The sequence below is a fragment of the Methyloglobulus morosus KoM1 genome (assembly GCF_000496735.2).
Classification (GTDB): Bacteria; Pseudomonadota; Gammaproteobacteria; order Methylococcales; family Methylomonadaceae; genus Methyloglobulus; species Methyloglobulus morosus.
In genome coordinates, this window is record NZ_AYLO01000017.1 from 1 (window position 1) to 26560 (window position 26560).

A 26560-nucleotide genomic window follows, 5' to 3' on the forward strand; every position below is an offset into this window, starting at 1 on the left:
AGGGTGATTTCATAGTGTATTCTCTAAGCGGATATATCCAAATATCATGATTCCTGGCATTGCGATGCCGTTAGGCAGTGCCTGTATGCCCTCCGTTTGCAGGAACTTGTAATTTGAGCAGCCGTATCTCTTCCAGTAAAGGAGCGATCAGGTTATCCACTTCGGCCTTGGTGTAACGCGGAGTGATATGCTGCGGACAATTCCAGTCCAATGCTTCAATATGGATGATGATACCGCGTTCAACTTTGGCCTTATAAGCAGGCAATGCAAGTTTTACCATTAACTTTGGGTCATCACTTTCATGGACGATAGGGGCGCGCCCCCATATTTTCAGGCGTTGCCTATTGGGATAATCCATCAAGATCAACGATATCCGATCATTGGCATTCAGGTTGCCGACACTCAGATACTGTACATTGCCTCGAAAATCGGCAAAACCTAGGGTGCAGTCATCCAGCACTTTTAAGAAGCCCTTGGGTCCGCCCCGATGCTGGATATAAGGCCAGCCCGATTCGGACACTGTAGCCTGATAAAAGCTGTCGCGTGCGGCAATAAATTCGACTTCAAATTCGGTTAACCGATTTCGGGCATCCTCAGCCAGTTCAAAACGGCCATTTTTCTCCCGGCTGCCATAATAGCGCTGGGCGGCCTTTACGCTTGGGGTAAAAGCAAGTTCGGCAAAGGCAGTGGCCATGTCAATTCTCCCTAAGGAACCGGCGATGAGGAATCGCCGATTATTAATCACAATATCCTCTAAGCGGCTTTTTTCACATCCACTTTAGGGAAGTCAAATTCGGTCTGGGCGACTTCATTGATGTAGTTGGTCAAGGTATTCAAGGCGACATGCAAGACAATTTCAACAATCTCAGCCTGACCGTAACCAGCCGCTTTGACGGCATTTAAGTCGGCATCTGAAACATGGCCGCGTTCATACGCCACGCGAGTGGCAAAATGGACTGCAGCCGCTGCTTTAGGGTCGGATGATTTGCCGTTGCGGTTTGCCGCAATCTCGGCGTCATCCAGCTTTGCGACGTTTTTGCCGAGATAGGTATGCGCGGACAGGCAGTAGCTGCAACCATTGAATTCGGCAATGGCCAAAGCGATGCGTTCACGGGTTTTGGCATCCAACCCCCCTTTGTTTAATGCACCGTTGAGGCTTAAGTAGCCTTCCAAGGCTGCTGGGCTATTGCTGACCAATTTCATTAAATTAGGCACAACACCCAGTTGCTTTTTAACCGCATCCAGCAATGGCAAAGTGGCGGCAGGGGTTTGGTCTGGTGTAGGAATAGTGATTCGGTTCATGAGTGTTCTCCAAGTTAAGGGGTATGGGTTTGATCCGTCTCGCACTATGGCGACGGGGACGGCTATACTCTCCCATATTCCACTTGCAATGAGAATAGCCGCCAAGCACAATACATTATTGCGTTTAGTGGAATAAAAAATGGACAGGTTACAGTTAATGACCGTATTTGTGGCGGTTGCGGAAGAAGAGAGCTTTGCCGCAGGCGCACGACGGCTCGGGATGTCGCCGCCTGCCGTGACACGGGCAATTGCCGCCCTTGAAGATCGGTTAGGTGTTAAGTTGTTGACCAGGACAACCCGATATGTGCGCGTGACCGATGCAGGAAACCGCTATCTGGATGATGCCCGGTGCATCATCGGCGAAATGGACGAGGCCGATGAGGCCGCTGCGGGAATAAACGCAGAACCCCGTGGCCATCTGGCCGTTACCGCACCGGTCATGTTCGGCAGGTTATTTGTTATTCCGGGCATTGTCGATTATTTGCAACGTTACCCGGATATGCAAGTATCGGCAGTTTTCCTCGACCGCGTCGTCAATTTACTTGAAGAGGGTTTTGATGTCGGTATCCGGATCGGCGAATTACCGGATTCCAGCATGCGGGCGATTAGTGTCGGCCAAGTTCGGCGTGTGTTGTGCGCATCGCCTCGCTATTTAGCAGACAACGGGATGCCATTAAAGCCGTCTGAACTGATCCATCACAACATTATTGCCTCCAGTACGGTTTCGCCTGTTGTGGACTGGAAATTTAGCCAAGACATCACGGTTCGGGTAAAGCCACGGTTGACGGTAACCGGTAATGATGCCGCCATCGAGGCGGTTAAAAACGGAATAGGCATTTCACGCCTTCTTTCTTACCAAATTGAAACCGATTTATCTTCTGGCAAACTGCAAACCCTATTGGCTGAATTCGAACCGCCGCCTTTGCCGATCCATGTCATCCATCGTGAAGGCCGTTACGCCTCTGCCAAAACCAGGACGTTTGTTGATCTCATTGTTGCAAGGCTTCGGTCTGCTCAGGCAATAAACCAACATGATCGGTTATGATTATTTTCTTTTCATAGGCATAAATCACTTTAACCCTCATCAAATGGGAAACCTAACCCTGAAATGAGATTTTATAAAGTATATGGCCTTGCTTTGTAGGGGACGTTCCATAACGCCCATCACGAAGCGATGGTCAAGCCCTCAAACTATTGTGTCCGTTGGTAATCCGTAAGCAATCCAACCAGGATGATTATGATGCCGATCACAATGTAAAATCCCAGTGCCGCGCCCTCAAAGCCAAGGGCAAAAGGCAGCAAGACCAAAACGGGGCCTACAATACGTTCCACCCATCCATGGATCGGAAATGGGAGTTTTTTGACAACGCCAAGCGGAAAATCGGTAATAAGTGTCATGGCAAGATGGATTCCGGCCAGAAGATAGGCAATTGTCCCTGCCATCCCGCTTAATCCGATAAGCGACGGCGCCAGAAGAAATATCGCTACGGTTAGATAATCAAGATACCCATGTTGTGTTGGTGAGAGTATTTTCACGGCCCTTCTCCTTATGTTAGTAGGAATGGATAGCAATAAATTTGTATTGCAATTATGCCAAGGTGATCACCTAAAATAATAGGGCAAAACGGTTTCCAAATTATTGCCTTTTGAGGTTCTTTGAACGATAAAAGTTTAATTTTATACTAACTGACTGTAGGTCTCCTCCCTTACCAGTTTGATGCCTTATTAAGGATGTGACGTACTACATGAGAATGCAAGGATAGCGTCATGGTGAGATATCCGGTACCGGATTTGGTTCCCTGGAATTATAAATTATGGGTTGAAAAATTAAAGCCCACAATCCCGGCAAATTCATTGCCACTGAACTGGCTATTGTTGGCCTTACTTCATACTACCTGTTTTTAAAAGCTCCCTAATGAAGGGAGATGCAGCCCGTATAGTCACGCCCCACGCCATTAACTCACGGAGCAGGCTAAGCCCCTGTTCATCAGCAAAGTGAACATTGGCCAAGTTAAGGCTTATCAAATCGGGCGTAGAATCGCTGGACATGACAACATCACGCAATTCTGTTATCCAGGGGCCAGCCAAACTGCCTTCAAGGATGAGATGAATTTCTGGTGTGGCGTTATCTATAGTAATCCTGAGCATGCCAATCCAATCCTGTTTAATTACTCCTACATAAGGCAAGCGAAATTGATGCCAATCACATAACCAATCCTGTTGGATTTTTATATGATTGTTTTATAAAAAGATTGGGCTTGGCCTAAGGCTCTTTTGTTTTAGAAGGTTAACAGCTCGCCACCACTATTTGCGGCAAACCGCGATATTTAGTGGCTAGTTTTTGCCAGTCCCAATTTTTTCATGCGGTAGCGAAGCGTGCTGGGTTGTAGGTTGAGGATTTGGGCTGCACCGTTAGCGCCTTCAATAACCCAATTGGTTTGCTCCAGCACAGCCAAAATATGTTGCCGGGTTACCGCCTCGAAACTCGCATCGTTCGGAACCCCAATAATATTGGCCGCTTCGGTGCGCCCCGATAACATATCGGGATCGACTTCGATGATGTCACTGTCGGCTAAAATGATGGCCCGTTCTATCACGTTTTCCAGTTCCCGGATATTGCCGGGCCAATGGTAAGCCTGCAAACGGCGCATGGATTTTTCGCTTATGCCATCTATTTTTTTGCCGATTCGCGGGGCATATTTCTCAATCAGGAAGTAGGCCAGCAGCGGAATATCTTCTAGTCGGTCGCGTAAAGGCGGCGTGGTTAACGGAAACACATTGAGTCGGTAATATAAGTCCTCCCGAAAGGTTTTTTCAGCCACTTCATACAAGAGATTGCGGTTGGTGGCGGCAATGATGCGGACATCGACCTTGATGGGCGTTTGGCCACCGACCCGCTCGAATTCGCGCTCCTGGAGCACGCGCAACAGTTTGACTTGGATGTCCAGCGGAATCTCGCCGATTTCATCGAGAAAGATCGTGCCGCCGTCAGCCAGTTCAAAACGACCGATACGCTTGGCAATAGCACCGGTGAAAGCGCCCTTTTCGTGACCGAACAACTCGCTTTCGATCAAGCCTGACGGTAATGCCGCACAATTGACCTTGATCAATGGATTTTTATGCCGTTTACTGGCGGAATGGATGGCCCGGGCGATCAATTCTTTTCCGGTTCCTGATTCACCTTGAATCAAGACAGAGGCATCCGTAGCCGCCACCCGGCGGACATTATCAAGTAAAGACTGAATCGCTACACTACGGCCTACGACCTCATCAAAATTGTTGGCCGATTTGATTTCTTCCCGCAAATACTGGTTTTGTGCCTGTAACCTGGCCTGCTCTTGCTCCATCAATATGCGGTCGGTGATGTCGACAAACATGGTGCGCGTGTAGTGTCCGCTAGGGTCGGGTTTGGACCACCACTGGATCCAGATGGGCTTGCCGTTATCCTTACGACTAAGCTCAAGGACAACGCCACTGGTATCCGTCCCCTTGCCAATAGACTTAAAGGCTTCTTGGACGCGTTGTTGGGCTTCCGGGGTTTTGGGCACCAAGGAGATTCCAACCATTCCAGGCACTTGCTCAGGAGTGATGCCCAATATTCTCATGGCCGCCCTATTAGCGCTGATGAACCGTGATTCAAGGTCTTCGTGCACGTACGCAATGGGCGCTTCGTCGAAGAGGTCGCGGAAACGTTCTTCGCTTTCGCGGAGCTGTTCAATCGCCCGAATCCGGCTCAGTTCGGCCGCAGCCCTTGCCGCGAAAATCTGGAATGTGAACAATAATCGCGGTTCGGACGGCATTGTACGCTTATCGAATAGCGCCAGATGCCCCAGTATCCCGCCCTCGGTATCTTGCAGCGGTACACCCAGGTAGCTTTCGATGCCTTCTTCTTTAGGGAACTGTTTCCAGACATTTGAAGGGTAGTGGCATAACTGGCCGCGTAGGACAACTTCGCAGGGCGTCCCCTCCAGGTCCCATTCCTGGTTATGGATGAATTGCCCGTCCATCCAGAATGCCAAGGTGCGGACGCGCGTTTTAGTTTCTGCGAATTCCGCAATAAAGGCATTTGCAACGCCTGTTGCAAGACATAGGTTACTCACCAAGGCGCAAAAAAAATCCTCTCCCGTCGCCTTGGCGGTCCCTTCCATTATCGCACGGAGGGCGGACAGCTCAACTGTATCAATAGGTTGCAAGATTTCTTCTGGTAAAGGATCCTTAGTTTTATCTTGCATAATAATTTTTGCAACAAGTGACGGAAACTGGATTTTACGCCTTAAATACCACAAAACCTACCCACAAATATTGGTGGCGGTCACTAATATTTGTGACCAGCATCACTGTTTTTTCGTTCACTATTTTCTACGAAAATCAGCTATCCAATTGAAATAATGCTGGTTAATACGGATTTTGTGTTATTGGCACGACGATTGCTTGGTTCTTTATGTCACGATCCATATCGAGACAAATCATTTAACAAACCATTTGGAGAACAAGCATGAATAACACAAATACACTCGTCACCACCGCGTTGGTCTCACTGATCACCTTAGGCGCATTAGGTGTGCAATCCACGGCCAATGCTGCGGATAAAAAAGACGTCGAGAAATGTTACGGCGTTGCCAAGGCCGGCAAAAACGATTGTAAAACCATGTCTAACGCCTGTGCTGGACATTCGGTATCGGATGCCCAAGCCGATGCGTTTATTGCCTTGCCAAAAGGCACTTGCGAAAGGATAGCTGGCGGCAGTTTGGAAGCCCCGGCCACCAAATAAGGAACAGACCATGGCGTATGTCCGACTACCATCCAGTCCCAGTATAACGGTTTCGGCTTCGGCCGGAATCGGGTTACGTCCCCAACACTACGGGGATGTGCTGATAACCCGCCCTAAAGTCGGCTGGTTTGAAGTGCACAGCGAAAACTATTTCGGCAAGGGTGGGGCGCCGTTTTATTACTTGGAAAAGATCAGGGAAGATTATCCGGTAAGCCTGCATGGCGTCGGGATGTCGCTAGGGTCGGTAGATGCGTTGGATGTGCAACATCTGGCTGAGCTTAAGGGATTAATCGAACGGATTCGTCCAGGACTGGTGTCGGAACACCTGTCCTGGTGCTCATTCGGTGGGGATTACCTCAACGACTTGGTGCCTTTGCCTTATACCGATGAAGCTTTAGTCCATTTAATAGGTCGACTTTCCCAGGCACAGGACACCCTGGGAAGGCAGATCCTGGTCGAAAACCCGTCCAGCTATCTTGAATACGACTATTCGACCTACCGGGAATATGAATTCCTGAATGAGCTGTCGCGCCGGACAGGATGCGGTATTTTGTTGGACGTGAATAATGTTTATGTTTCTTGCCGTAACCACGGTTGGGATGCGCTTGAATATCTGCAAGGAATAGCGGCTGACCGAGTTGGGGAAATTCATTTGGCAGGCCACACGGTTAACCGAGTGTCTGGACAGGATATTTTGATAGACACCCACAACCGACCAGTTTGTGCCGAAGTTTGGGCGTTATATCAAACCGCTTTGCAATTAATGGGCGCTAAACCTAGCTTGATTGAATGGGACACGGATGTCCCTGCTTTATCTATATTGGTCGATGAAGCCAAGCAAGCTGCTTCGTATCTGGGAGCCGGTTATGAACACGCTGCATGAAACACAACGCCGTTTTACCAACTACGCCCTACGCAATTTGGGACAAGCACTAGCGACAGAGGGCATTAAAGGCAATGGCCTGGATGTTGCCCAACGCCTGGCCATCTATCGCAACAACACGCAATTAGGCTTGACCGAGGCCTTGCGCGATGGTTATCCCGTCGTCAATAAATTGGTCGGCACTGAATTTTTTAACCACCTTGCCCTAAGCTTCATCCGGCATTATCCGCCCAAGGCAGGGTGTTTGTTGTCCTTCGGCGGGCAATTTGCCGACTTTATAGCGGACTTCCAACCCGCAGAAGGATTGCCTTACCTGCCTGATACGGCAAGGCTAGAATGGTTTTGGCACGAAGCCTTTCATGAGGCCGATGTTATAGCCTTGGATATTACAAGATTGGCAAAGGTTGACCCCAATTGTTACGGCAACCTTGGCTTTACCTTGCATCCCAGCGCACGGCTTCTCGCCTCTGATTATCCGGTGTTACGTATTTGGCAAGCCAATCAAGAGGGTTTTGAAGGTGAAGGCCGTATCAACTTTGATGAGGGCGGTTGCCAGTTGCTGATTTATCGGCCAGTACTGGAAGTGGAAATTATTCCATTGAGTAAAGCTGAACACCTGTTCCTGACCTTATTGGATATGGAGCTGACGGTGACCCAAGCAGTAGGGCAGGCCATCACGATAGATTCAACCTTTGAAGTCCTGCCCGTCCTGCAACATTGGATTGCTAACGGGCTGTTAACCGATTTTTATATCAAAAACTAACAAGAGGAATTAACCATGTACATAACCACTTTTTCTGGACATAAAAACAAACCTCTGGACTTTTCTGGGTTGTTTCAAAAGGCCACAAGAACGCTGGATTTTTTGTCGCCCATCGGCGATTTGACCTTGCGTTGCTGGGTCGCTTATGCCTTCTGGGTATCGGGACTGACCAAAATCCAAAACTGGGACAGCACCCTTTATTTGTTTCAAGAGGAATACAGTGTTCCATTGTTGTCGCCGGAACTTGCAGCCTATCTGGGCATCTTAGTAGAAGTAGGGTTTCCTGTGTTGTTGGCATTCGGCTTCCTGGGGCGTTTTGCGGCATTGGGTTTATTCCTGTTCAACATTGTCGCGGTGATTTCGTACCCGGATGTGGGTGCGGCAGGATTGGAGATGCATAAAGGCTGGGGTGTCATGCTCTTGGTGTGTTTCCTCCACGGCCCTGGGAAATTGTCGGTCGATTATTGGATCAAAAAGCATTTTTTCAACGCAAGAACAAACCACATCTAGGACAACTGCGGTAAGCCATTTAACCCTTCACACTAAGCACCAAACGACTATGCAAAACCATCTCAGGATCGCCCGGCCTGTTAGCAATTTGGCTCAAACCGCCACCATGTACTGTAAGGGCTTGGAGCTTTGCGTACTGGGGCGCTTTGAAAACCATCAAGGGTTTGATGGTGTAATGATTGGAAGTGCGGGCATGGATTACCACTTTGAGTTCACGTATTGCCGAACACATCCTGTTGTGCCAAGGCCGTAAGACGGATCAAATTGTAAGGCGGAATAGCGGTGCAACATGCACGACCTATCCGTTTCGATTGCCCTTTGGGCGCAGCGTAATCCGCCATAAACGAAGCCTATCGTGTTTGTGTTGTCACGGGCATTTTGGGCATTTTTTTTGGTTGGGTTGCATGGTTGAAGAGGGTGCATGGGCAGGGCGACATCGACAACAACACGACCAGGCAACCCGTAATGGCGAAATTGACCAAAGACCAAATCCACACGGCAATCGTTTTAAAGAACGGTGCTGAAGACTGCCAGAAAAAATTGGATGCCCTTTTTAAGGAAACGAACAAGATCGACCCCAAGAAAGCCTCCCAGCTAAAACGCATTATCGGCAAGCTGAAAACGTGGTGCGTGACGTGACTGCCCACATACGCGATAACGTTAGTAATATTAGGATAATGCCGAGCCAAGCAGTCGCATCATCTGGGAAATCCCTGATGAAAACATTGTACAATCCCACCATCAATTAACGCTTTTAAAATAATCGGCTTGCCCAATGAACATACGAAAACCAAGGCATCGGATACCTGGCCCAATTCCTACGGGTGATAGTGGCCTTCATTGGCGATGGACAAGCAGGTATCATGAATGGCTACAGTTCATCCTGTTTGCGGGCTGTTATGCGCTGCTCAACTATGGCTATTTCAAGATCCCGGTCGACCTGTTCATGAACGTCATTTACCACCACGGCGTGGTGGCGGTTTGCGCCGACCTGATCAATTGGGTCGCCCCGGCGGAACAGGTGTTGGCGCAGCACAACCATGTACTGTCAGCCAAGGCCGACTTGGAGATCGTCCGTGGCTGTGACGGGGCGGGGGTGTTGTTTTTGATGGTGTCGGCCATCGTCGTGTTTCCGTCAACCGGGTATCGAAAGCTGGTCGGACTGGTGTTGGGCGTCGGCTTGATCTATGGCCTTAACCTGCTTCGTGTCAGCGGCCTGTATTTTGTCGTCGCTTACCATAATGACTGGTTTTTGTTGATCCACACCTACCTGGCACCGACCTTGATGGTCTTGGCGGGGTGCTGTTATTTCGCTTGGTGGGCGTTCGGTGCGGCAAACAAGGCGCATGAATCGGCGTGACCTGATCTGCCTGACCTTGAAAGGCCTGCTGGCATGGCTGGCCTTGTCAGGATTGGCTTGGTATGGTGGGCCGTGGCTGGGACAAGGGCTATTGCCTTTGGTTGAGGCAGCCATTATTTCCATGACTTCCGAGGTTTCCCCCAGCTTGAAACTGGTGCCGTCAACGTCTGACTATAGTATCGAACTGTCCGCCTGGGTGTTGACCCCGATTTATATCAACGCCAGCCAATACATTCCGCCGGGGACTGAGTTGAAATCATCGACCCACTTGCTGCACAACCTTGTCCCGTTGGTCATTGAAGGGTCTATTTTGCTGGTTTGGCCGGTGCAGCGTCGCGCGCAGCGTGTGCTGTTAATCGGATTCGGTTTGCTGACGGCAGCCTTGGTCATCATGGCCACTTTGCCGGCATTGTTGTTGGGCCAGATGGAGATTTCCTTCCAGGATGTCGCCGAGACCGGCAAAAAACCTCGCCTTGTGCCTTGGTTTGTGGACTGGATGGCGTTCTGCGAATTGGGTGGCCGATGGTTGTTGGCGATTGCGTCGGCTTGGTTGTGCATTCAGGTGCAGCGATGGTTGTTGCGGGATTGATAGACCATATGACCTGACCAACCATAGGTTATGATCATTTTACTGTTCACCGCCAAATTCAAAACGCTACGTTTCTAGGTGTCTGTTTATCTTTCATGTTATCACAGTTCACAAATAAACATCACCGGCAGGTTTGGGTTCAGGCCATGCCAAGCCGTGTGGAATTCTGAAGGGTTGATAAAAATGATCACCAATCAGCCTTAATACCTTTGTCATATCCTCCCTTTAAACTTGCGACTTTTGGGCAATTTGGGGGCAATTGCATGTTAAGGAATTTTTGTACGCGTGCTTTACTGCTGGCTTTAGTCAATGTTCAGGCCGTATTGGCAGCGCGACCCGATGGCTTTTTGGCTTACCACCATAAAATGCCCCCTGATTTACTAAATGACGTGGCCCAAAACAAATCAATACGGCTTATTGTTAGATACTACGATGCGGCTATAGATACAGAAATCCAAGGCTTAGAACGCCATCCTCAGCAAGATAAGCAATTTAAAACCAATGTAATGGCCTTCAAATCCCAGCGTTATCGTGAGCTAAAGGACAGGGCAACGGCAAAAATGGATCGCAAACGGTTCAATATTGATCGTGATTACAGTCATTTGCCAATGAATGTCGTCACCGTCAAGGGAGAAACCGGGTTACTTGGCCTGTTGGCAAATCCCGCAGTTGCCGAAGTTTTTCGGGATGTCGAGCTACACCATTTTTTAGCCCAGAGTGCTCCGTTGATCAGGTCACCTGATGTTTTGAGCCAGACTGGCTACGATGGCTCGGATACTATGGTCGTAGTGCTGGATACTGGCGTGAATTATACGCTGTTCGATTTTGGAAGTTGTAATGCTCCTGGGCTACCCTCAAGTTGCAGGGTGAAAGTCGCCCAGGACTTGGCTGCACAAGACAATGCGCTGGATGATAACGGGCATGGGACTAATGTGTCGGGTATTGTCGCCGGTATCGCCAAAGGCACCCAATTGGCGGTTTTTGACGTTTTTGATGGCGCCAGCGCGTCTAGCTCTGTTGTTATTCAAGGTATCAACTGGGCAATTGCCAACCAACTAACCTACAAAATCTCAGCAATTAACATGAGCCTTGGCGATTCTAGCCAGAATGCTAGTTTATGTTCGCATAGCTTCTCTAACCCATTTGTCGCACCGATTTCCGGTGCTTTTTCGGCAGGCATCCTGACGGTTATCGCGTCAGGGAATAGCGGATTCAGCACAGGCCTCGCCATGCCTGCCTGCACACCTCAAGCTGTTTCAGTGGGTGCGGTGTATGACAGCAATGTGGGTGGGTTGAACTGGGGAATTTGCACAGATAACCTAACCGCTGCGGATATGGTCGCGTGTTTCTCCAACAGCGCAAGTTATCTTAGCTTGCTTGCGCCAGGCGCTTTAATTACGGCGGCTGGTAATACCCTGGGAGGCACATCACAAGCAGCACCGCATGTTGCGGCAGCCATTGCCGTATTGCGTGGGGCACGGCCTTCAGAATCGGTCACCGGCACTTTAAATCGTTTGACTTCAACAGGTGTGCGGATAGCCGATAGCCGCAACAACCTAACTTTTCCCCGTATCGATATATTGGCCGCACTGGGTTCCGTCAATGACAATTTTGCCAATGATACAGTATTATCTGGAACGACCGACCAATCAATTACCACAATCAATGCGATAACTTCGACGCAGTTTTCAACTAAAGAAGTGGGGGAACCGAACCATGCCGGCAATGTGGGCGGTAAATCGGTATGGTTTGCGTGGGTTGCGCCCGCAGTGGGCAATGTCAGCATCGATACGCACGGCAGTAGTTTCGATACCTTGCTGGCAGTCTACACGGGCAGCAGCGTCAGTGCGCTGACGACGGTGGCCAGCAATAACAATGACGGAAGCGCCAATGGCAGCAGCGGGCTAGGCTTTGTCGCTACTGCCGGCACTACTTACAAGATTGCGGTCGACGGTTTCAATGGCGCTTCGGGCAATGTCGTGCTGAATTTAACATTTGACACCAATATCGGCGCAAATGGGGGTTCATCTACACAGGTACCAGCTATGCCGCCCTGGTCACTTTTGGTGATGGCTTTTGGGTTTGTTGGCATTTCTGTTGCGGTTGTTCGACACCGAAACTGAACGCAAGGCGCAGATCCATAACTTATTCGCATCAGGTTTATGCCTGTATTCTGTTATCTAATCAATAGAGCAAGCCTCGTTTCTGGGGCCGCTTGGCTTCCCGCTTCGCAGCGGCATTGGAGGTAGTGCGCTTGGGGTTGGATAAGTGCAGTTCAGGTAGTTATTATGGGCTAATATAAATATTCTCAGAGGTTCATTTTAAGAGGATATGTTCGCCGTCCGTTCAGGGTTGCAGAGGGAAATAAACATACTTTAAGTTTTTCTGCTTTCCAGGGGCTGCTTAAGATCACTCAGGATGAAGAGACTGATATTGGTATTGCTGAGCTGTTACGTGCATTAGGTGAACACAACATCGAATTCAGAGATTTACGTTCCAGCGGGAGTTCTTTGGAGGATATTTTCGTCAGCCTGGTACATCAGCCCAAGGGGAATGCGTCATGAACGTCCATGGCATCCGCGCCATTTACCATTTTGAAATGGCACGCACCTTCCGTACCAGTATCACCGCACCGATACTTACCACCTCACTGCATTTCATCGTATTTGGGAAAGTGATTTTATACAGTAATCAATCAGTAAATTGGGTGCTATCATGTAAACCTACTCATACCCACTAACCTGAAGTATCTGCAAGAACTCGTTCATGAATGTCTAGTTTCTGGAAAATCTAGGCATAGTGCTGATTGCCTCCTTTGGGTCGGACTGTCACCTTCGTAGGTAAGTAAAAAAACAAATCCTCGAATGGCTGGTATTGAGATTACTTTATTCGGCTCTTTATTTCTTAAACATGTAATGATTGCTCTTTGGATTTTTGCGATTTGCCCAAAATAAACAGACAAAACAAGTTTCATTCATTTGGTCTTGAAAGATACGAAACAAATGAAGGTTATTTTTTAATCACATTATGGGTTACATAATCCGGTAATCATCCTCGAGCAGTTTTGCATGTGCTACGGCTAACCTGGCAATGGGTATCCTGGGTGCTGAACAGGAAACATAATCCAATTTGATATGATGGCAGAAGCGAATCGATTGCGGGTGTCCGCCTTGTTCGCCGCATATGCCTATTTTGATATCGGGCCGAGTTTTGTGCCCTGCCTCGGCGGTCATTTTCATTAATTGGCCGACACCTTTGGCATCCAGCACTTCAAACGGGTTGTCTTCCAGTAATCCCGTTTCGTTGTAAAGCGGCAGGAATTTATTTTCCGCGTCTTCGCGAGAAAACGAGAACGTCGCTTGGGTTAGGTCATTGGTTCCGAACGAGAAAAACTCAGCCACTTCAGCCAATTCTCCGGCGCGGGTACAGGCGCGAACGGTTTCTATCATAGTCCCGAATTTAAATTCCAAACGAATGCCATGTTGACGCTCGACTTCCTGTTGAATTTGATCGACATAGGATTTTACTTTGATCAACTCCTGCGCAGTAATCACTTGAGGCACCATGATTTCAGGCAATATCGGTATGCGTTGTTTGGCACAAAGTGCTGCAGCTTCAAGGATTGAACGGATTTGCATTTGGTAGATCTCTGGATACGACATGCCAAGGCGCACACCCCGGTGTCCCAACATGGGATTGACTTCGTACAATTCCTTCACTTTCTTCAGCATCAACTCCTTTTTGGCAATCGCTTTATTGATGACTTCCTCATTCAATAGATTAAACGGACCAGGCAACGCTATCTGCGTACCTAAGGTATCCAAAGTGACCTGCTGCCCGTGAATCATGACTTTATAGAGGTTCAAAGATTTGATTTCGTCTTCCAGTTGGTGCTCACTGGGCAAAAACTCATGCATCGGCGGGTCGAGCAACCTTACTGTGACAGGGTAAGGTGACATCGCCTCAAAGAGTTGTTTAAAGTCATCCAACTGGATCGGAAACAGTTTTGCCAACGCGTCCTGCCGTGCTTCTTTGCTGTCTGCCAGAATCATGTCAATGACCAAGGGTAGGCGGTCTGAGGCGTTAAACATGCGTTCGGTACGGCACAACCCTATACCCGTTGCGCCATAACTGACGGCCATACGCGCGCGTTCGGGCGTATCCACGTTGGCATGGACTTTCAGTTCGGCAAATTCATCTGCCCAGCCCAATAAGGTTTTTAATTCTTCAGAAAATGCGGGTTCAATCGTTGGGATTTTACCTATGTAAATATGTCCGGTACTACCATCAATAGTGATAATATCGCCTTCGCGGATATGCAGGTCGCCAACGCTTGCCTGACGGGAACGCACATCTATTTTGATGTCTTCAGCGCCGGCAATACAGGCTTTACCCATACCCCTGGCTACCACCGCAGCATGCGAGGTTTTACCGCCGCGGCTGGTCAAAATGCCCTGGGCGGCAAAAAAACCGTGAATATCTTCCGGCTTGGTTTCTTCTCTCAATAAAATAACCGGCTCACCTGCGCGACCCATTAATTCCGCCGTGTCGGCATCAAACACACATTTACCGGAAGCAGCCCCCGGCGAAGCAGGCAAACCTTGCGCCACGGGGCGTTCTTTATTCTCTGGGTCAAGCTGAGGATGTAAGAGCTGTTCCAGCAATTCGGGGTTGATGCGCAACAAGGCCTTTTCTTTGCTAATCAAACCTTCGGCAACCATTTCCACAGAGGTGCGTACCATCGCCGCCGCATTCATCTTGCCATTACGGGTTTGCAGACAATACAAGATACCGCGTTCAATGGTGTATTCGTAATCCTGGACTTCCTTATAATGGGATTCCAGTTTGTTACGCAATTCGATCAGTTGCTTATAAAGTTCCGGCATTTCATAGGCTAGCTCATGAACCGGTTTTGGCGTACGGATGCCGGCAACCACATCTTCGCCTTGCGCATTGACCAGATATTCGCCGTACATTTCATTGGCGCCGGTACCGGGGTTGCGGGTAAAACCGACACCGGTTGCACTATCGTTGCCCATATTGCCGAATACCATGGTGACCACATTCACGGCAGTACCGTTGGCCATTTGCGGGGTGATGTGAAATTCGCGCCGATAATCAACCGCACGTTTCCCCATCCAGGAGTGGAATACCGCTTTAATCGACAAATTCAGTTGTTCGTAAACATCTTCAGGAAAAGGCTTGCCGGTTTCTTCCAACACCACTTGTAGGAACAGCTCGCTGATTTGGCGTAAATGGTCGGCGCTTAAGCCCACATCCGATTTAATCCCGGCTTGTTTTTTGATAGTCGCGAAATGCACATCGAATTTCTCATCCTCAATTCCCAAGGCAACCTTACCGAATAGCTGGATAAACCGACGATAAGCATCATATGCAAAACGGGCATCACCCGTCTGCTCAACCAGCCCGGTCAGCGTTTGGGCGTTGAGCCCCAGGTTCAATATGGTATCCATCATGCCAGGCATTGATATCGCCGAGCCGGAACGGACCGATACGAGCAAAGGATTTTGCCTATCGCCGAATTTTTTTCCTGAAACCGTTTCGACTCCAACAATATGCGTTTTTACTTCGTCCAGTAACCCATCAGGCAATTGATGGTTTTCAAGATAATCCAGGCAAGCCTTGGTCGTGATGACGAACCCAGGCGGCACATTGAGCCCAATCTGCGTCATTTCGCACAGGTTTGCACCTTTGCCCCCTAGCAATACTTTATTTTGTCCGTCGCCTTTTTCGAAAGAATAGATATATTTTTCAGTCATGATGGTATCGGTGATATTAGATGAATTTTGCATTGCAATTCATTAACTCTGAAAAGCCAATTAAAGAAAAGAGGATTGGTGAAATTTAACACTAAATCAGTAAAAACCTGTTCCTAGCCTAGTTTGTTTATGTAAGAAAGTAGACATTAATCAGGATTCACATGTACTGCAAGGTAAATATAACCATAACTCATGAATAGCCGAAAACAAGCAATTGGAAAGCCAAGGTGGCTAAAACTGAGAAGCCCTTTGTTTGCTCATAATGACTGTTTTGAAGGTAATTTGTCGAAATGTCGCTGAATGAATTGATATGGTTTAATAAAACAGGACACTTCTAGAGGTAGATTTATAATGTCATTACAGGTGAACAGAAATCAAACGAAACGACCCAACCTGAAATACACGCTTGAATTTAAACAAGATGCTGCGAAGTTAGTAAAAAGGCTAATGGTCACAGCGCTTAAATGGATAGCCCTTTAAAGGATTAAAGCCGTGACTACCAGTATATTTCTGTTTGCGGATACTGATGGTAAAGCTCCGAAAATCCTTCGAACCAGTTGCTGAGGCCTGATAAATAGCCGGAATAGTCCAGCAACTAATCAATACTGATGTAGTCTAATATAAATGGCGGAAAAGGGCGTGTAAAGCTGCTTTTATATTGATTTTATGAAAGTCAAGCCTTTTGTATATTTCCCAAGGTCAATGAGCGATCGATAGCCTTGATGCTTAACATTTCACTGACGCTTCTTTATCAAATTTAAACAAGAGGTAAGCCATTATGGGCTGGAGAGAATGCAACCACGAAGAAACCTATTCCGATGCGGAAGTGGAAGCCAGATTGAAGGAAGAACTGCCGCACTGGTATCTGGAAAACGGCTGGATACGCCGCAAATACAAGACCAGCGGCTGGAAAGGGACGCTAATAGTGGTCAATACGGTTGGGCATCTGGCGGAAGCGGCGTTTCATCACCCTGACCTGACCTGACCGTGTCTTATGCGTTTGTCATCGTCAAGCTAATGAACCATGCCGCCAAAGGCATTACCAATAAGGACTTTGAATTGGCGCATAAAATCGAAGGGGTAATCATGTGGCAACCCGGCAAGGAAGGCGGCGCATTGGAAGGCACCCCGGACGATCCGCGCTTTAAGTACATTAAATATGATTAAAATCTGAGATGAAATGACTCGTGCAATTGCACTGTTGAATACTTTGGAGGTCAATATGAATGAAGACACTTTGAATATGGAAATCAGGCAATACCTGAAAAAAGTCGGCGTGACGTCGCAACGCGAGATCGAACACGCGGTGCTTAAAGCGGTTGAATCCGGGGAATTGTCGGGAAAGGAGACACTTGCTGTCAAAATGACGTTGACAGTATCAGCAGTAGGCTTGAATCACTGTATTGAAGGAGAAATTGTCTTAGAGTAATTTTACGTTTATTTATTCATCGGGAGACCGGCTATGACTAAGAGAAAGCGACACCAAGATGTTAAAGATGAAATCCGGGAAGCCGTGGAATCAGGATTTGATATTCATGACAAAGTCAAAACCATTACCCTGAAAGCACTTACAGCAGGCGAACTGGATAGGGATAATATAAAAAATGTTGCTGAATCGGTCAGTAAAGGCATCAATGAGGGCATGGCCACTCAAAGTGATGATGCCAAAGTGATATTCACCCATGCAGCCTCTGCATTGGATGATGCATTGGCTGTTGCGGCACAAGCATCAAAACTGGCCATTGAAGAAGCCGCGTCCAAAGTAAATGAGTATTCGCAACACGAGCTTAATAGTGCAACCCAGAATTTACAGGACATGGAATGGGTGTTTCTGGATACCCTGGAAAAAGTTGTAAACGGCAATCAAGTTATTGCCGATATTGTTGGCGATTTTGTCAGCCACGCACGGCAAAGCGGAACGGCTGTCGGCAAACAAGTCTTAACTGCGCTGGAAGCCCTGAAAGGATTGCCGCATTTGGGTAAAGAAACGGTAGTTTCAAGTACGGTTGCCGCCACAATCACATTAGCGCAGATAGGTAGCGGCATTCTATCGGGAATTGCTGAAAGCCTTCAGCAGTCGTCACATTCCAAAAAATAACGTCCCTGGAACGTAATGTTGTGGGAAATGTTGAATGCGGCGAGGGATCTGGGCAGGGTTCAAGATATCGCATCCGTATTGATACGCTATGGATTTGGCAGCTTTGTCCGTGTCCTGGGGATCGGCAAAGCATTGGAAAGTGCGGGCAAAGCGCTACATTGGCAACACGCAGAAGAGTATACCAAGCTTGACACACCGCAACGCATCCGTCAGGCTCTGGAAGAGCTGGGGCCTACCTTTATCAAGTTAGGGCAAATTCTCGCCACGCGTGTCGATTTATTTCCACCCCAATATATTGCCGAGTTTGAAAAACTCCAGGATCAGGCTCCGCCCGCCCCCTTTGAAGAGTTGCTGCCTCAGATCGAAGAAGATATGGGTGGTAGCATTGATGAGTTTTTTTTGGAAGTTGACAGGCAACCGCTTGCGGTGGCTTCAATTGCCCAAGTCCATAAAGCCGTACTCAAGGACGGAACCCCAGTTATTTTAAAAATTCGCCGTCCCGGCCTACGTAAAATCATTGAAACGGATTTACGCCTGTTACAACGTATTGTCGATATTGCGGAGTCTGAATCGCCGGATATCCGTCGTTTTCATCCGCGAGAAGTGCTGCGTCAGTTTAACCAATCATTACGCCGGGAACTCGACCTTGCGGGTGAATGCAGGAATGCTGAACGGGTTGCCGCTAATCTAGCGGATGATCCCAATATCGTGATTCCTAAAGTCTATTGGGAATGGACGGGGGAACGGATTAATGTCCAGGAATATATCCAAGGTATTCATGGCAGGGATCTTGAGGCTATAGAAAAAACCGGGCTGGACAGAAAACTGTTGGCTGACCGGGGCAGCAAGGCCGTCATGAAAATGATAATGGAAGACGGATTTTTCCATGCTGACCCGCATCCGGGAAACGTGTTTTACCTTCCCGATAACAGGTTGGCCTTTATTGATTTTGGAATGATTGGCCGGTTAACGGAAGAGCGTAGGGAGCAAGTGGTCAGTTTCCTGTACGGCATGGTCAACCATACCCCAGCTAAGGTGGCGGAAATACTCGAAGACTGGTCGGATAACATTTATACCGATGAAGGTGTGCTGACCGTAGATATAGAGGCCTTCGTCGACCAATACAGTTCCCTGTCCTTGAAGGATTTAAGCCTCACTGCCATGTTAAGCGACCTGATGGCGTTATTGAGGGACCACAAGCTGATGTTGCCGGCCGATCTCGCTTTGCTAATTAAAGCCTATATCACCCTGGATGGGTTCGGCAGGTACCTCAATCCCGATTTTAATACGCTGGTTTTTGCCACTCCGTATATTCAGGAAATCATGCTGGCACGTTACCGGCCCGAAGCCATTGCCAAGCGGGGTTGGCGTAACCTGATCAGTGTCGCCGACTTGCTGTCGAACTTACCGAAAGACCTGCGTAAACTTTTACGGGCAACCAGGAAAGGGGCGGTTCAGGTTGATATTACCGTCAGGTATCTCGATCACTATGTTAACACGATGGATAACGCTATCAGTCGGTTAACCATGGGCATGGTGACAGCCGCGCTCATAATTGGTTCTTCCATTATCATGACCGTAAAAGGTGGGCCGGAATTATTCGGTTTGCCCGTGTTCGGATTCCTGGGCTACACGTTTGCAACTTTGGGAGGTATCTGGTTGTTGCTTTCTATTTGGAAAAGTGGCAATAACCGGTGATGACAAAGATAAGTGGAGCTACCCGACCCACAAACTCCCCAAGGTCAAAGGCCGGTTGGCTAAGCATCCCGGGGAAACTGCTCTTTTTAGGATCATGGGCGCTCGGTCTCCGCAGTTGAGATAAGCATCTGTTTTACTCTAATAGCTGACTTGTTCAGGGTTTCACTAATGCCATTGATTCCTAAAAATTGAACGGTTTCGTGACTATTGATGTCGAAAATAGTGGAAACTTCTGCTATTGGCATTAGTTATAGAATTGATGAAAAACTTGTCCTTGAATAGCGGGTCTTACTAAGGAGGATTTGCTTTGGTCTGATCCGGCAATTCCAGAAACCCTAAACAAAATGCAATGCTGACAGCCAGCGACCCCGCATTCTGACTCAGGAGATTACCATGAACGACACAGTAATCGATAAAACCGCCGTCGTTACGGTATTAAATAAAATTCTTGAAACCGAACTGGCAGGTGTCGTTCGTTATACACATTATGCCCTAATGGTTTATGGATATGGCCGCATTCCCATTGTTTCCTGGATGCGCGACCAAGCGACGGAATCATTATCCCATGCCAACGAAGTCGGCGAACTGATCACCCATTTAGGCAGCCATCCCTCGCTGGGGATAGGCCCCTTATTGGAAACGCATCGCCATGATGTCGGCGATATTCTCCGGGAATCGCTGGACCATGAAATGGTGGCTTTATCGGCCTACACCCAATTACTGGAATTGGTAAATGGGCGAAGTGTTTTGCTTGAAGAATATGCCCGCCGTCTGATTGCCCAAGAAGAAATGCATTTGGGGGATGTACGAAAGATGCTGACCAAACCGGGTGAATAATTGTTATCGTAGCCATCACATTCCAACTACGTCACCTCACCAAAAAACCGCACTTTTATTAACAGCAAGCATCACACGCGGATTTTCGGTTAACCGCAGCCTAGTGAGGGTAACGTCATGAATGGGCACTTAAAATCAGTTAGGGAATTTCACGAAGCATTGTTATTCCCACAGGCAGGGCCGGGGACAACGCTACAATTGTCCGATATGGAAATTATCAGGTATCAGGCATTGCTCATGGAAGCGGGCAGTGAAGTGCTAAAAGCCATAAAAGCTGGAGAAATGGCTGAAATGCTGGTGGGGCTGGTTGATCTTGCTTATGTCGCATTAGCGGCTATTGCCATGCAAGGGAGAGATGTTATTGATAAGCCGGTTTTCTGGCAGCATGACGGGTTTGTCCTGTCAGTCATGGAAGCTGTATCCGACAAGATCAACCGTTGTGCTTCTGGCAGCACGGATCAATACTCAGAGGTTTATTGTTTATGTATCCATCTGGTGAGGAGTTTTGTCAACGCCGATTTTGATAAGGCGTTTCAAATGATCCATAATAATAATCTTTCCCGTGTAAAAAAGAGCGGTGAATCCCTTTATGGCGATACCGATAACATCCGCAAGTTAAAGTTGCACAAATCGCCTGATTTGAGTGAATGTCTTTACGAATGACATTAACCGGACTTAAAATTGACCTAACTCCTTAATATGAAGAACGCTCGCTTTTGGCTAATGGCGCAATGATGTAAATTTGGACGGTACAGTTATTTAAACGCTAGGTTCATCAGCGGGTTGGCCAGGATGATAAGCAACGTACATGTAAACTGGAATATCAAGCCCACCTATAAATTTTTTTCTATTGACGGCCACACATTATCCGAGTCCAAATCACCTAAACCGGTTCCTAACCTTAGCGCAGCAATTGAAGTGGGTTCCTCAAGGACTATAATTTTTACTAATGCGCTTAACGCGTACCTGATATTGTTCAAGGTTGCCTTGTCATAGTGATGGTCGTTGCTCTCCATGTTTTCATGAGTCTGTCAAGCCGGAGTATCGGCTATGCAACACTCGCCTTGCTTGCACTCGAAGATCAGGTTCATGCTCTTGGGTTGTCGGATTTAGCGTTGCATTTTTGGGTCATAATGTTGCTACCGCACAAGCCCGCTACCTCAAGCTCAGGTTTCAGCCCACCAACATCAACATTTTCGGGAAGACAGGTGACTGAAATTCTATTTAATGGATGGTTAAAATTATTGCAAGATTGTTATCAAATAGCTAAAAAAGATAATTCGTTTATTCGTGCCGGACAGCCGTTCCAGCATATCGAGGTCAGTTGTGATGGTATGGATATGGGCTTACCTGTCAAGGATAAGCCAGTCCCAGTGGATGCTAAAGTGAAAATAATTGATTTGGGCAGCAACTATCCTTCGATACCGAGCCGCGTGAATTCAAAATGATTTGCTTAAATTAATTGATGGGGTACGTTATTCGTATGGAATATTAATAATTAACTAACTCTTGTTTGAGTTTTTAATAGGATTCGCAAAACAGTCATGACTTGAATAATTGTATGAATGCGATGTTTGCAAAAATTATTAGTACGTTAAAGCGCTTTCGACATCCAGAAAACCCGATTGACCTGCCAGAACACACCATCAGTACGGCTGCTTTCCCTGGGGCAGAGGAACTAGGGCTAATCCACAAAGGCAAAAGACGGCTAAAGGAAAACTACACAAACCACTGGGATTTGGATTATCTACCGAGAAAAGAAGTCGATAAACTATATGAAGAAAAACCAGAACCCTGACCCTTACAAATTTACTGGTCCGAGACTTTTCGTAAAACCGCTAAATTAAGCGGAAACCAAAATACACTGTATTGATAATGCAATGATTTGGTACTTGGGCGACTAAAATGCTGTTATGAAAAAAAGATGACCAACCCGTTGTTCGCCGATCTTATTGTTATCAGCCACTTTGGGTTTATTCTGTTTGTTATTTTTGGCGGATTTCTGGCCCTGAAATGGCGTAGTTTAATTTGGTTGCATCTTCCTGCTGCGATTTGGGGCGTTCTAATTGAGATTTTTGGGTGGGTTTGTCCCTTAACTTATTACGAAAACAGCCTACGGTCGACAGGTGAAGGAGGTTATACCAGCGGCTTTCTCGAGCATTACCTTATACCGATGATTTATCCATCGGCATTGACCAGGGAGATACAAATCAGCTTAGGGATAATCCTTGTTTTACTTAATTTACTAATCTACCGAAGACTATACTTGAAACGAAACGACAGCCTGTAAGTTCATCTCTGAAATATTTTCTTCTCAATAACCGCCTGTGGTTCATATCAACCAATGCATTGAGATTTGGCCAACTAACAATTTTCTTCATAATCATTTTTTACTTCCGACAACTGGACACAATTTTCTATAAAAGTTTCGGGAATTATCCACCAACCAGCCAGTCAAAATCCTGCATTGATTTATCAGTGTGCCAAAAAGGCAATTACTGGTATTAGCCGTATTTGGGTCAATTCATGCGTCATTCCATCCTTTAATTAAATAAGGCAACCCCCGGCTTTGACGGCGGTGATTTAACCCTAATACCAGGGTGGAGCGTGATTTTTCATGAGTACTTATTCGATACCTTACATTATTGATGAGGAGAAAATTATGAAAAAAATAATGATAATTTCTACAGGCGTTTTGTTGATGTTGAGTTCAGCTATTTTCGCCGCAGAACAACACGGCACCGCCGCGTTGGAACATGCCAATGCGGCGGTAGAACAGGGCAAAGCCAATAATACGACGGGGCTGGTTAAACATGCAAACGCCGCGTTGGAGCATACCTTAGCAGCCGCACTGGTGCTCAAGGGGCAAGCCAAAGAGCATATGGAGGCCGCTTCCAGCGAACTTGAAGAAGCCGCCACCCATGGCCAATTGCGTCATACGGATATCGCTACCGAGCATGCCGTTGCCGCAGTAAACCATATCCAAGAAGGCAATAAATAAGGTCAACTACTCCCTGAGGGTACGGTCGGATTTTCCGCCCGTACCCTGATTGCGTGGCAATTTGAATATGCTTCATTAAGTAAAAATTTCCCGTTTGGGCAATAATAGGTATCCATTATTTCGAAGCCAGTTGAATGGAGAATCTAATTATCCGAGATATTTCAAGTCAGGGCAGTTCGCCTGGAAAGTATTTTCTGGAGAAGTTGCCGTCCTATAAACAATTAAAAAAATTGCGTACGGCCTTGGCTATTTCGCGGGGAATCGGGTTTTTCTCCGTTATGCAACAGGAAGTTGAAACTACTGTCTCCCACGACCAGGCCAAACGGGTTTCGTATTTGACAGAATTGTTCACGCGCATCCACCGGGAATTATTTTGTGACTGGAAAGAACAAGCAACTGTTACGCATCTACCAGGTATCATCTTCCATGCCAGTAAAAGAAAAGAATTCCGCGAGACTGTGGAACGTCTGGTGCTGGACGGTGACGGCAATCAGGAGACCGCCATTTTCGACAATAACGGTTTTGCCATCAGAACTGAAAATATGGCTGAGAGGTTGGCCCTATTTTATTCACAAATGCGTAGCGTACGGCCTTTTGCGTACGGCAATAGACTGACACTCGATTTTTTTATGACTGTGCTCGGCAAACTTCCGGCCATCAAAAGTGTATATGAACAAGGTATCGATTATAGGCGTATTGATTCGCAAGACGCTTGCGTCCTGCATAATCCGGGCAGTAACCATGATGAAATTATCCTAGCTTTTCAGCATGCGATGGACCCAACCCGTTGTAAAAGCTTACATAACCCCCCCAATGGCTATGGTAAATGGCCAGAAAACAAAAAATTTGTCTCCGGTATTCCATTTTTATCCCATAAAACCAAGGAGGGTATCGAATGCCTGGTTTCGATTAATGGTGGCTTGGTGCCGCTTGACTGCATCAAGAAAGAATTGATTGTTGCAGGTAAGTTGTTAGCTGATTACCTGCTTTACGATAGTGAAAATATAATCGGTTATCTGCCCGGAACGGAAAGTTTGCATCCATCGGGTGAACATGAAATTGATGGTATTTGTATCGGGAAAGACGGGTTTGCACCCCTGTTTTGTTTGGATGTTAATTTGTTGACAGGCTTACGCGCCCCAAGCCACGCCGAGCTGATGGAATTGATCAAGCAATGTGAAGGTGAAAAGAGTTCAATCCTGCATTTGGTCGATAATGAAGAACTCAAGCTTAAATTGCTGACAGCAGCTGGTGATGATGCGCGTTTGGCAAGAACTGTGGAAATTGCCTACGAACGGCTCAATAAACTGGTCAAAAAACTCGAAGCCGAACAAAGGGAGTTGTTTGAGGGAAAAACGGCCGATGCGAACCCAATGTTATTTATGTCCATGGGCGGTGCCGGATCTGGCAAAACGATTGTCGAGGAAATTGCACGGGCGCAATGCGGCGATAATTTTGTTATAGCTTCGCTGGATGAGTTCCGTAAAAAGAGCGACCATTACCGGGTACTGGTCGCTGCCGGGCATCACAGCGACGATTACGTTTACATCGAACCGTTTGCCAACAGCTTGAGAGATTCCGTGGCCGAGTATGCGAGAAAAAACCGTATCAACATACTTTATGACGGTACCGGCATTCCCTATCATCCCCGTTACTCCACCCTGGTGGAAAAATTTAAAGCAAGCGGTTTCCAGACGCAAATCGCAGCTGTTGATGCTTTTTTAGTCAAGCCACCTGGTCGTGAAGGTGAATTGATCAGGATTGGCGTTCTTGACAGCGTCAAAGAACGCTTTGAGAAAACCGGGCGTGCCTTGCCCTGGGTGGTCACCATTGATAAACATATCCGTGCCCCAAAGTCGTTTTTACAGGCCCTAGAACATCTTTCCCTAGATAAAATTTCCTTGTTTGCCAATGATGACGATAGGGATAAACATTACCTAGTCGCCGAGAGCTTCAATCTTTCCGACCAAGAAATAGGCTCGTTGCAAAGCCATCAAAAATCAGAAACATTGGCTGTACACCTAAAAATCATAATCACAAATCACCAAGATTCCTACTTAAAAAAATTGGCCAAAAACCAAGGGAGTCAAATTACAGCGCTGATTGATAGAAATCCTGCTTTTAATGAAAATAATGTGGCCTATCAGGTTTACCCCCATAAAGAAGGCAATCGGGTATTGCTGATTTATAACACCAAGCGGCTGGTGGATTTCGTCGAAAAAAGGCAATTAAACCCAAATGCTTCCAGTGAAATAGGGCTTTTGCATAAACCCGAATCGTTGGCTTTCCATGTAGACCCGTTGAGCAAAGAACCTTGGATGACACGGCTCCAAGGCTCACACTAAAATCGTTTAGGGACAAACTGTAAATGACAACTCATTTCTAACCAAATCGACTCAATCCAAATCGATACAAAGCTTTGATTAGACAAATTAGTCAAAATGGTGCTTAACCATTTTACGTTTGCGTATGCAACGTTGTGTTTTTGAATGTCTTGTTAGGAGGTATTTTGATGTTAAGGTCGATAGTCTCCAGTGGGTCGATTGGAGATGTTCAACTTGTGTCAAACTTGACAATTGCCAGGGTCTGCTTTGTATCGATGCCTAAAATTTAGGATCGAAAAGGCAAAGGGCTAAGTCAAAGGCATAATGGATAGAAAGGTTTCTTAATGGAAAAGGGCTTATCCAGAAAAGGTTGTTTTGTAATCTTTAATCCAAAAAACTATTGACACAATAGTAAACCTATATCGCCGCCAACTCATTGGCAATCATCTCCGCCTGCTTTAAAACAGTTTCAGTAGCAAGCAATTTCATATTCACCTCTCTCATGGCATTATAAATCTGCCTCTAGAAGTGTCCTGTTTAATTGGCATTGTTAATAAAGTATAGGCTTTAGCTCGCCGTTCCATTTGAGCATCAAAAGCATGACGGAATATTTAAGCATGTCTTTGCTTTTGCTGTAGCACTTC

Annotated in this window: 27 protein-coding genes and 1 pseudogene; 21 read left to right on the forward strand and 7 right to left on the reverse strand. The window is 47.1% G+C overall.

Going from position 1 to position 26560, the window contains the following annotated elements; translation table 11 throughout:
• Positions 1 to 70 precede the first annotated feature (70 nt).
• Together MGMO_RS02655 and MGMO_RS02660 are read right to left on the reverse strand one after the other, a co-directional pair.
• Positions 71 to 694, reverse strand: coding sequence for a pyridoxamine 5'-phosphate oxidase family protein (locus MGMO_RS02655; RefSeq protein ID WP_023493476.1), 624 nt, complete (start codon positions 692 to 694; stop codon positions 71 to 73).
• A gap of 59 nt (positions 695 to 753) precedes the next feature.
• Positions 754 to 1302, reverse strand: coding sequence for a carboxymuconolactone decarboxylase family protein (locus MGMO_RS02660; RefSeq protein WP_023493477.1), 549 nt, complete (start codon positions 1300 to 1302; stop codon positions 754 to 756).
• A 139-nt stretch (positions 1303 to 1441) separates the two neighbouring features.
• Between MGMO_RS02660 and MGMO_RS02665 the strand changes: the two genes are divergently transcribed.
• Entirely contained in the window at positions 1442 to 2347 is a 906-nt protein-coding gene (locus MGMO_RS02665) for a LysR family transcriptional regulator (RefSeq protein ID WP_023493478.1), read from the forward strand.
• Between the two features lie 146 nt (positions 2348 to 2493).
• Here the strand turns inward: MGMO_RS02665 and MGMO_RS02670 are convergent, their stop codons facing one another.
• From MGMO_RS02670 to MGMO_RS02680, 3 genes are all read right to left on the reverse strand, one after another.
• Positions 2494 to 2838 carry an SPW repeat domain-containing protein gene (locus tag MGMO_RS02670; RefSeq protein ID WP_023493479.1) on the reverse strand — a complete coding sequence of 115 codons (345 nt, stop codon included), beginning with the start codon at positions 2836 to 2838 and terminating at the stop codon, positions 2494 to 2496.
• Positions 2839 to 3183: 345 nt separating this feature from the next.
• Positions 3184 to 3450 (reverse strand): hypothetical protein, encoded by a 267-nt coding sequence (locus tag MGMO_RS02675; RefSeq protein WP_023493480.1) that lies wholly within the window; start codon positions 3448 to 3450, stop codon positions 3184 to 3186.
• A 179-nt stretch (positions 3451 to 3629) separates the two neighbouring features.
• A complete protein-coding gene (locus tag MGMO_RS02680; protein ID WP_023493481.1) occupies positions 3630 to 5534 on the reverse strand; it encodes a sigma-54-dependent Fis family transcriptional regulator in 1905 nt (634 codons plus the stop codon).
• Between the two features lie 263 nt (positions 5535 to 5797).
• Here MGMO_RS02680 and MGMO_RS02685 point away from each other — a divergent pair, with 263 nt between their 5' ends.
• From MGMO_RS02685 to MGMO_RS21020, 5 genes are all read left to right on the forward strand, one after another.
• Complete coding sequence (locus tag MGMO_RS02685) at positions 5798 to 6073, forward strand: BufA1 family periplasmic bufferin-type metallophore (RefSeq protein WP_023493482.1); 276 nt, start codon at positions 5798 to 5800, stop codon at positions 6071 to 6073.
• 10 nt (positions 6074 to 6083) lie between these two features.
• Entirely contained in the window at positions 6084 to 6956 is an 873-nt protein-coding gene (gene bufB / locus MGMO_RS02690) for an MNIO family bufferin maturase (RefSeq protein ID WP_023493483.1), read from the forward strand.
• Positions 6940 to 7719, forward strand: coding sequence for an HvfC/BufC N-terminal domain-containing protein (locus tag MGMO_RS02695; RefSeq protein WP_023493484.1), 780 nt, complete (start codon positions 6940 to 6942; stop codon positions 7717 to 7719). The genes bufB and MGMO_RS02695 overlap by 17 nt, the downstream gene beginning before the upstream one ends.
• Positions 7720 to 7734: 15 nt before the next feature.
• Positions 7735 to 8229, forward strand: a complete 495-nt coding sequence (locus MGMO_RS02700) for a DoxX family protein (protein WP_023493485.1) — start codon at positions 7735 to 7737, stop codon at positions 8227 to 8229.
• A 106-nt stretch (positions 8230 to 8335) separates the two neighbouring features.
• Positions 8336 to 8482, forward strand: a complete 147-nt coding sequence (locus tag MGMO_RS21020) for a hypothetical protein (RefSeq protein WP_407656490.1) — start codon at positions 8336 to 8338, stop codon at positions 8480 to 8482.
• Here MGMO_RS21020 and MGMO_RS20820 read toward each other — a convergent pair.
• Positions 8442 to 8570 carry a hypothetical protein gene (locus tag MGMO_RS20820; RefSeq protein ID WP_023493487.1) on the reverse strand — a complete coding sequence of 43 codons (129 nt, stop codon included), beginning with the start codon at positions 8568 to 8570 and terminating at the stop codon, positions 8442 to 8444. The genes MGMO_RS21020 and MGMO_RS20820 overlap by 41 nt on opposite strands.
• 67 nt (positions 8571 to 8637) lie before the next feature.
• Here MGMO_RS20820 and MGMO_RS19860 point away from each other — a divergent pair, with 67 nt between their 5' ends.
• The 4 genes from MGMO_RS19860 to MGMO_RS02725 all read left to right on the forward strand — a co-directional run bounded on the left by MGMO_RS19860 (position 8638) and on the right by MGMO_RS02725 (position 12301).
• Positions 8638 to 8868, forward strand: a complete 231-nt coding sequence (locus MGMO_RS19860) for a hypothetical protein (protein ID WP_161808453.1) — start codon at positions 8638 to 8640, stop codon at positions 8866 to 8868.
• 136 nt (positions 8869 to 9004) lie between these two features.
• A complete protein-coding gene (gene xrtM, locus MGMO_RS02715; RefSeq protein WP_023493489.1) occupies positions 9005 to 9589 on the forward strand; it encodes an exosortase family protein XrtM in 585 nt (194 codons plus the stop codon).
• Complete coding sequence (locus tag MGMO_RS02720) at positions 9576 to 10178, forward strand: hypothetical protein (protein ID WP_023493490.1); 603 nt, start codon at positions 9576 to 9578, stop codon at positions 10176 to 10178. The genes xrtM and MGMO_RS02720 overlap by 14 nt, the downstream gene beginning before the upstream one ends.
• A gap of 263 nt (positions 10179 to 10441) precedes the next feature.
• Entirely contained in the window at positions 10442 to 12301 is a 1860-nt protein-coding gene (locus MGMO_RS02725) for a S8 family peptidase (RefSeq protein WP_023493491.1), read from the forward strand.
• Positions 12302 to 13210: 909 nt separating this feature from the next.
• Here MGMO_RS02725 and ppdK read toward each other — a convergent pair.
• A complete protein-coding gene (gene ppdK, locus MGMO_RS02730) occupies positions 13211 to 15958 on the reverse strand; it encodes a pyruvate, phosphate dikinase (RefSeq protein ID WP_036306630.1) in 2748 nt (915 codons plus the stop codon).
• A 778-nt stretch (positions 15959 to 16736) separates the two neighbouring features.
• On the opposite strand from ppdK, the pseudogene MGMO_RS20925 reads away from it, so the two are divergent.
• From MGMO_RS20925 to MGMO_RS02790, 11 genes and pseudogenes are all read left to right on the forward strand, one after another.
• A pseudogene (locus tag MGMO_RS20925) lies at positions 16737 to 17125 on the forward strand (4a-hydroxytetrahydrobiopterin dehydratase).
• Positions 17126 to 17180: 55 nt separating this feature from the next.
• The gene (locus tag MGMO_RS02740) at positions 17181 to 17387 is read left to right on the forward strand and encodes a DUF6494 family protein (RefSeq protein WP_036306614.1); all 207 of its coding nucleotides are present in this window, start codon (positions 17181 to 17183) and stop codon (positions 17385 to 17387) included.
• A 33-nt stretch (positions 17388 to 17420) separates the two neighbouring features.
• On the forward strand, positions 17421 to 18056 hold the full coding sequence (locus MGMO_RS02745; RefSeq protein ID WP_023493498.1) for a DUF6781 family protein: 636 nt from the start codon (positions 17421 to 17423) through the stop codon (positions 18054 to 18056).
• A 15-nt stretch (positions 18057 to 18071) separates the two neighbouring features.
• On the forward strand, positions 18072 to 19754 hold the full coding sequence (locus tag MGMO_RS02750; protein WP_023493499.1) for an ABC1 kinase family protein: 1683 nt from the start codon (positions 18072 to 18074) through the stop codon (positions 19752 to 19754).
• Between the two features lie 393 nt (positions 19755 to 20147).
• Positions 20148 to 20591 carry a ferritin-like domain-containing protein gene (locus MGMO_RS02755; protein ID WP_023493500.1) on the forward strand — a complete coding sequence of 148 codons (444 nt, stop codon included), beginning with the start codon at positions 20148 to 20150 and terminating at the stop codon, positions 20589 to 20591.
• A gap of 117 nt (positions 20592 to 20708) precedes the next feature.
• Entirely contained in the window at positions 20709 to 21254 is a 546-nt protein-coding gene (locus tag MGMO_RS02760; protein ID WP_023493501.1) for a nucleoside triphosphate pyrophosphohydrolase family protein, read from the forward strand.
• Positions 21255 to 21613: 359 nt separating this feature from the next.
• Complete coding sequence (locus tag MGMO_RS19435) at positions 21614 to 22039, forward strand: hypothetical protein (protein ID WP_161808454.1); 426 nt, start codon at positions 21614 to 21616, stop codon at positions 22037 to 22039.
• Between the two features lie 113 nt (positions 22040 to 22152).
• Positions 22153 to 22389: a hypothetical protein gene (locus MGMO_RS02775; protein ID WP_023493503.1), complete on the forward strand. Its 237-nt coding sequence runs from the start codon at positions 22153 to 22155 to the stop codon at positions 22387 to 22389.
• 126 nt (positions 22390 to 22515) lie between these two features.
• The gene (locus MGMO_RS02780; protein ID WP_023493504.1) at positions 22516 to 22881 is read left to right on the forward strand and encodes a DUF2784 domain-containing protein; all 366 of its coding nucleotides are present in this window, start codon (positions 22516 to 22518) and stop codon (positions 22879 to 22881) included.
• Positions 22882 to 23253: 372 nt separating this feature from the next.
• On the forward strand, positions 23254 to 23592 hold the full coding sequence (gene smbP, locus MGMO_RS02785) for a small metal-binding protein SmbP (RefSeq protein WP_023493505.1): 339 nt from the start codon (positions 23254 to 23256) through the stop codon (positions 23590 to 23592).
• Between the two features lie 134 nt (positions 23593 to 23726).
• Positions 23727 to 25937 (forward strand): zeta toxin family protein, encoded by a 2211-nt coding sequence (locus MGMO_RS02790; RefSeq protein ID WP_023493506.1) that lies wholly within the window; start codon positions 23727 to 23729, stop codon positions 25935 to 25937.
• Positions 25938 to 26560: the final 623 nt, after the last annotated feature.

Bases quoted from the DNA above. Each gene is read 5' to 3' on its own strand.
- MGMO_RS02675 (WP_023493480.1), bottom strand. From the start codon at position 3,450: ATGCTCAGGATTACTATAGATAACGCCACACCAGAAATTCATCTCATC.
- xrtM (WP_023493489.1), top strand. From the start codon at position 9,005: ATGAACATACGAAAACCAAGGCATCGGATACCTGGCCCAATTCCTACG.
- MGMO_RS02665 (WP_023493478.1), top strand. From the start codon at position 1,442: ATGGACAGGTTACAGTTAATGACCGTATTTGTGGCGGTTGCGGAAGAA.
- ppdK (WP_036306630.1), bottom strand. From the start codon at position 15,958: ATGACTGAAAAATATATCTATTCTTTCGAAAAAGGCGACGGACAAAAT.
- MGMO_RS02760 (WP_023493501.1), top strand. From the start codon at position 20,709: ATGAATGGGCACTTAAAATCAGTTAGGGAATTTCACGAAGCATTGTTA.
- MGMO_RS02700 (WP_023493485.1), top strand. From the start codon at position 7,735: ATGTACATAACCACTTTTTCTGGACATAAAAACAAACCTCTGGACTTT.
- MGMO_RS02695 (WP_023493484.1), top strand. From the start codon at position 6,940: ATGAACACGCTGCATGAAACACAACGCCGTTTTACCAACTACGCCCTA.
- MGMO_RS02780 (WP_023493504.1), top strand. From the start codon at position 22,516: ATGACCAACCCGTTGTTCGCCGATCTTATTGTTATCAGCCACTTTGGG.
- MGMO_RS02655 (WP_023493476.1), bottom strand. From the start codon at position 694: ATGGCCACTGCCTTTGCCGAACTTGCTTTTACCCCAAGCGTAAAGGCC.
- MGMO_RS02750 (WP_023493499.1), top strand. From the start codon at position 18,072: ATGTTGTGGGAAATGTTGAATGCGGCGAGGGATCTGGGCAGGGTTCAA.
- MGMO_RS02790 (WP_023493506.1), top strand. From the start codon at position 23,727: ATGGAGAATCTAATTATCCGAGATATTTCAAGTCAGGGCAGTTCGCCT.
- MGMO_RS20820 (WP_023493487.1), bottom strand. From the start codon at position 8,570: ATGGCGGATTACGCTGCGCCCAAAGGGCAATCGAAACGGATAGGTCGT.
- MGMO_RS19435 (WP_161808454.1), top strand. From the start codon at position 21,614: ATGAGTCTGTCAAGCCGGAGTATCGGCTATGCAACACTCGCCTTGCTT.
- smbP (WP_023493505.1), top strand. From the start codon at position 23,254: ATGAAAAAAATAATGATAATTTCTACAGGCGTTTTGTTGATGTTGAGT.
- MGMO_RS02685 (WP_023493482.1), top strand. From the start codon at position 5,798: ATGAATAACACAAATACACTCGTCACCACCGCGTTGGTCTCACTGATC.
- MGMO_RS02740 (WP_036306614.1), top strand. From the start codon at position 17,181: ATGAATGAAGACACTTTGAATATGGAAATCAGGCAATACCTGAAAAAA.
- MGMO_RS02775 (WP_023493503.1), top strand. From the start codon at position 22,153: ATGAATGCGATGTTTGCAAAAATTATTAGTACGTTAAAGCGCTTTCGA.
- MGMO_RS02660 (WP_023493477.1), bottom strand. From the start codon at position 1,302: ATGAACCGAATCACTATTCCTACACCAGACCAAACCCCTGCCGCCACT.
- MGMO_RS02680 (WP_023493481.1), bottom strand. From the start codon at position 5,534: ATGCAAGATAAAACTAAGGATCCTTTACCAGAAGAAATCTTGCAACCT.
- bufB (WP_023493483.1), top strand. From the start codon at position 6,084: ATGGCGTATGTCCGACTACCATCCAGTCCCAGTATAACGGTTTCGGCT.
- MGMO_RS02725 (WP_023493491.1), top strand. From the start codon at position 10,442: ATGTTAAGGAATTTTTGTACGCGTGCTTTACTGCTGGCTTTAGTCAAT.
- MGMO_RS02755 (WP_023493500.1), top strand. From the start codon at position 20,148: ATGAACGACACAGTAATCGATAAAACCGCCGTCGTTACGGTATTAAAT.
- MGMO_RS02720 (WP_023493490.1), top strand. From the start codon at position 9,576: ATGAATCGGCGTGACCTGATCTGCCTGACCTTGAAAGGCCTGCTGGCA.
- MGMO_RS21020 (WP_407656490.1), top strand. From the start codon at position 8,336: ATGTACTGTAAGGGCTTGGAGCTTTGCGTACTGGGGCGCTTTGAAAAC.
- MGMO_RS02745 (WP_023493498.1), top strand. From the start codon at position 17,421: ATGACTAAGAGAAAGCGACACCAAGATGTTAAAGATGAAATCCGGGAA.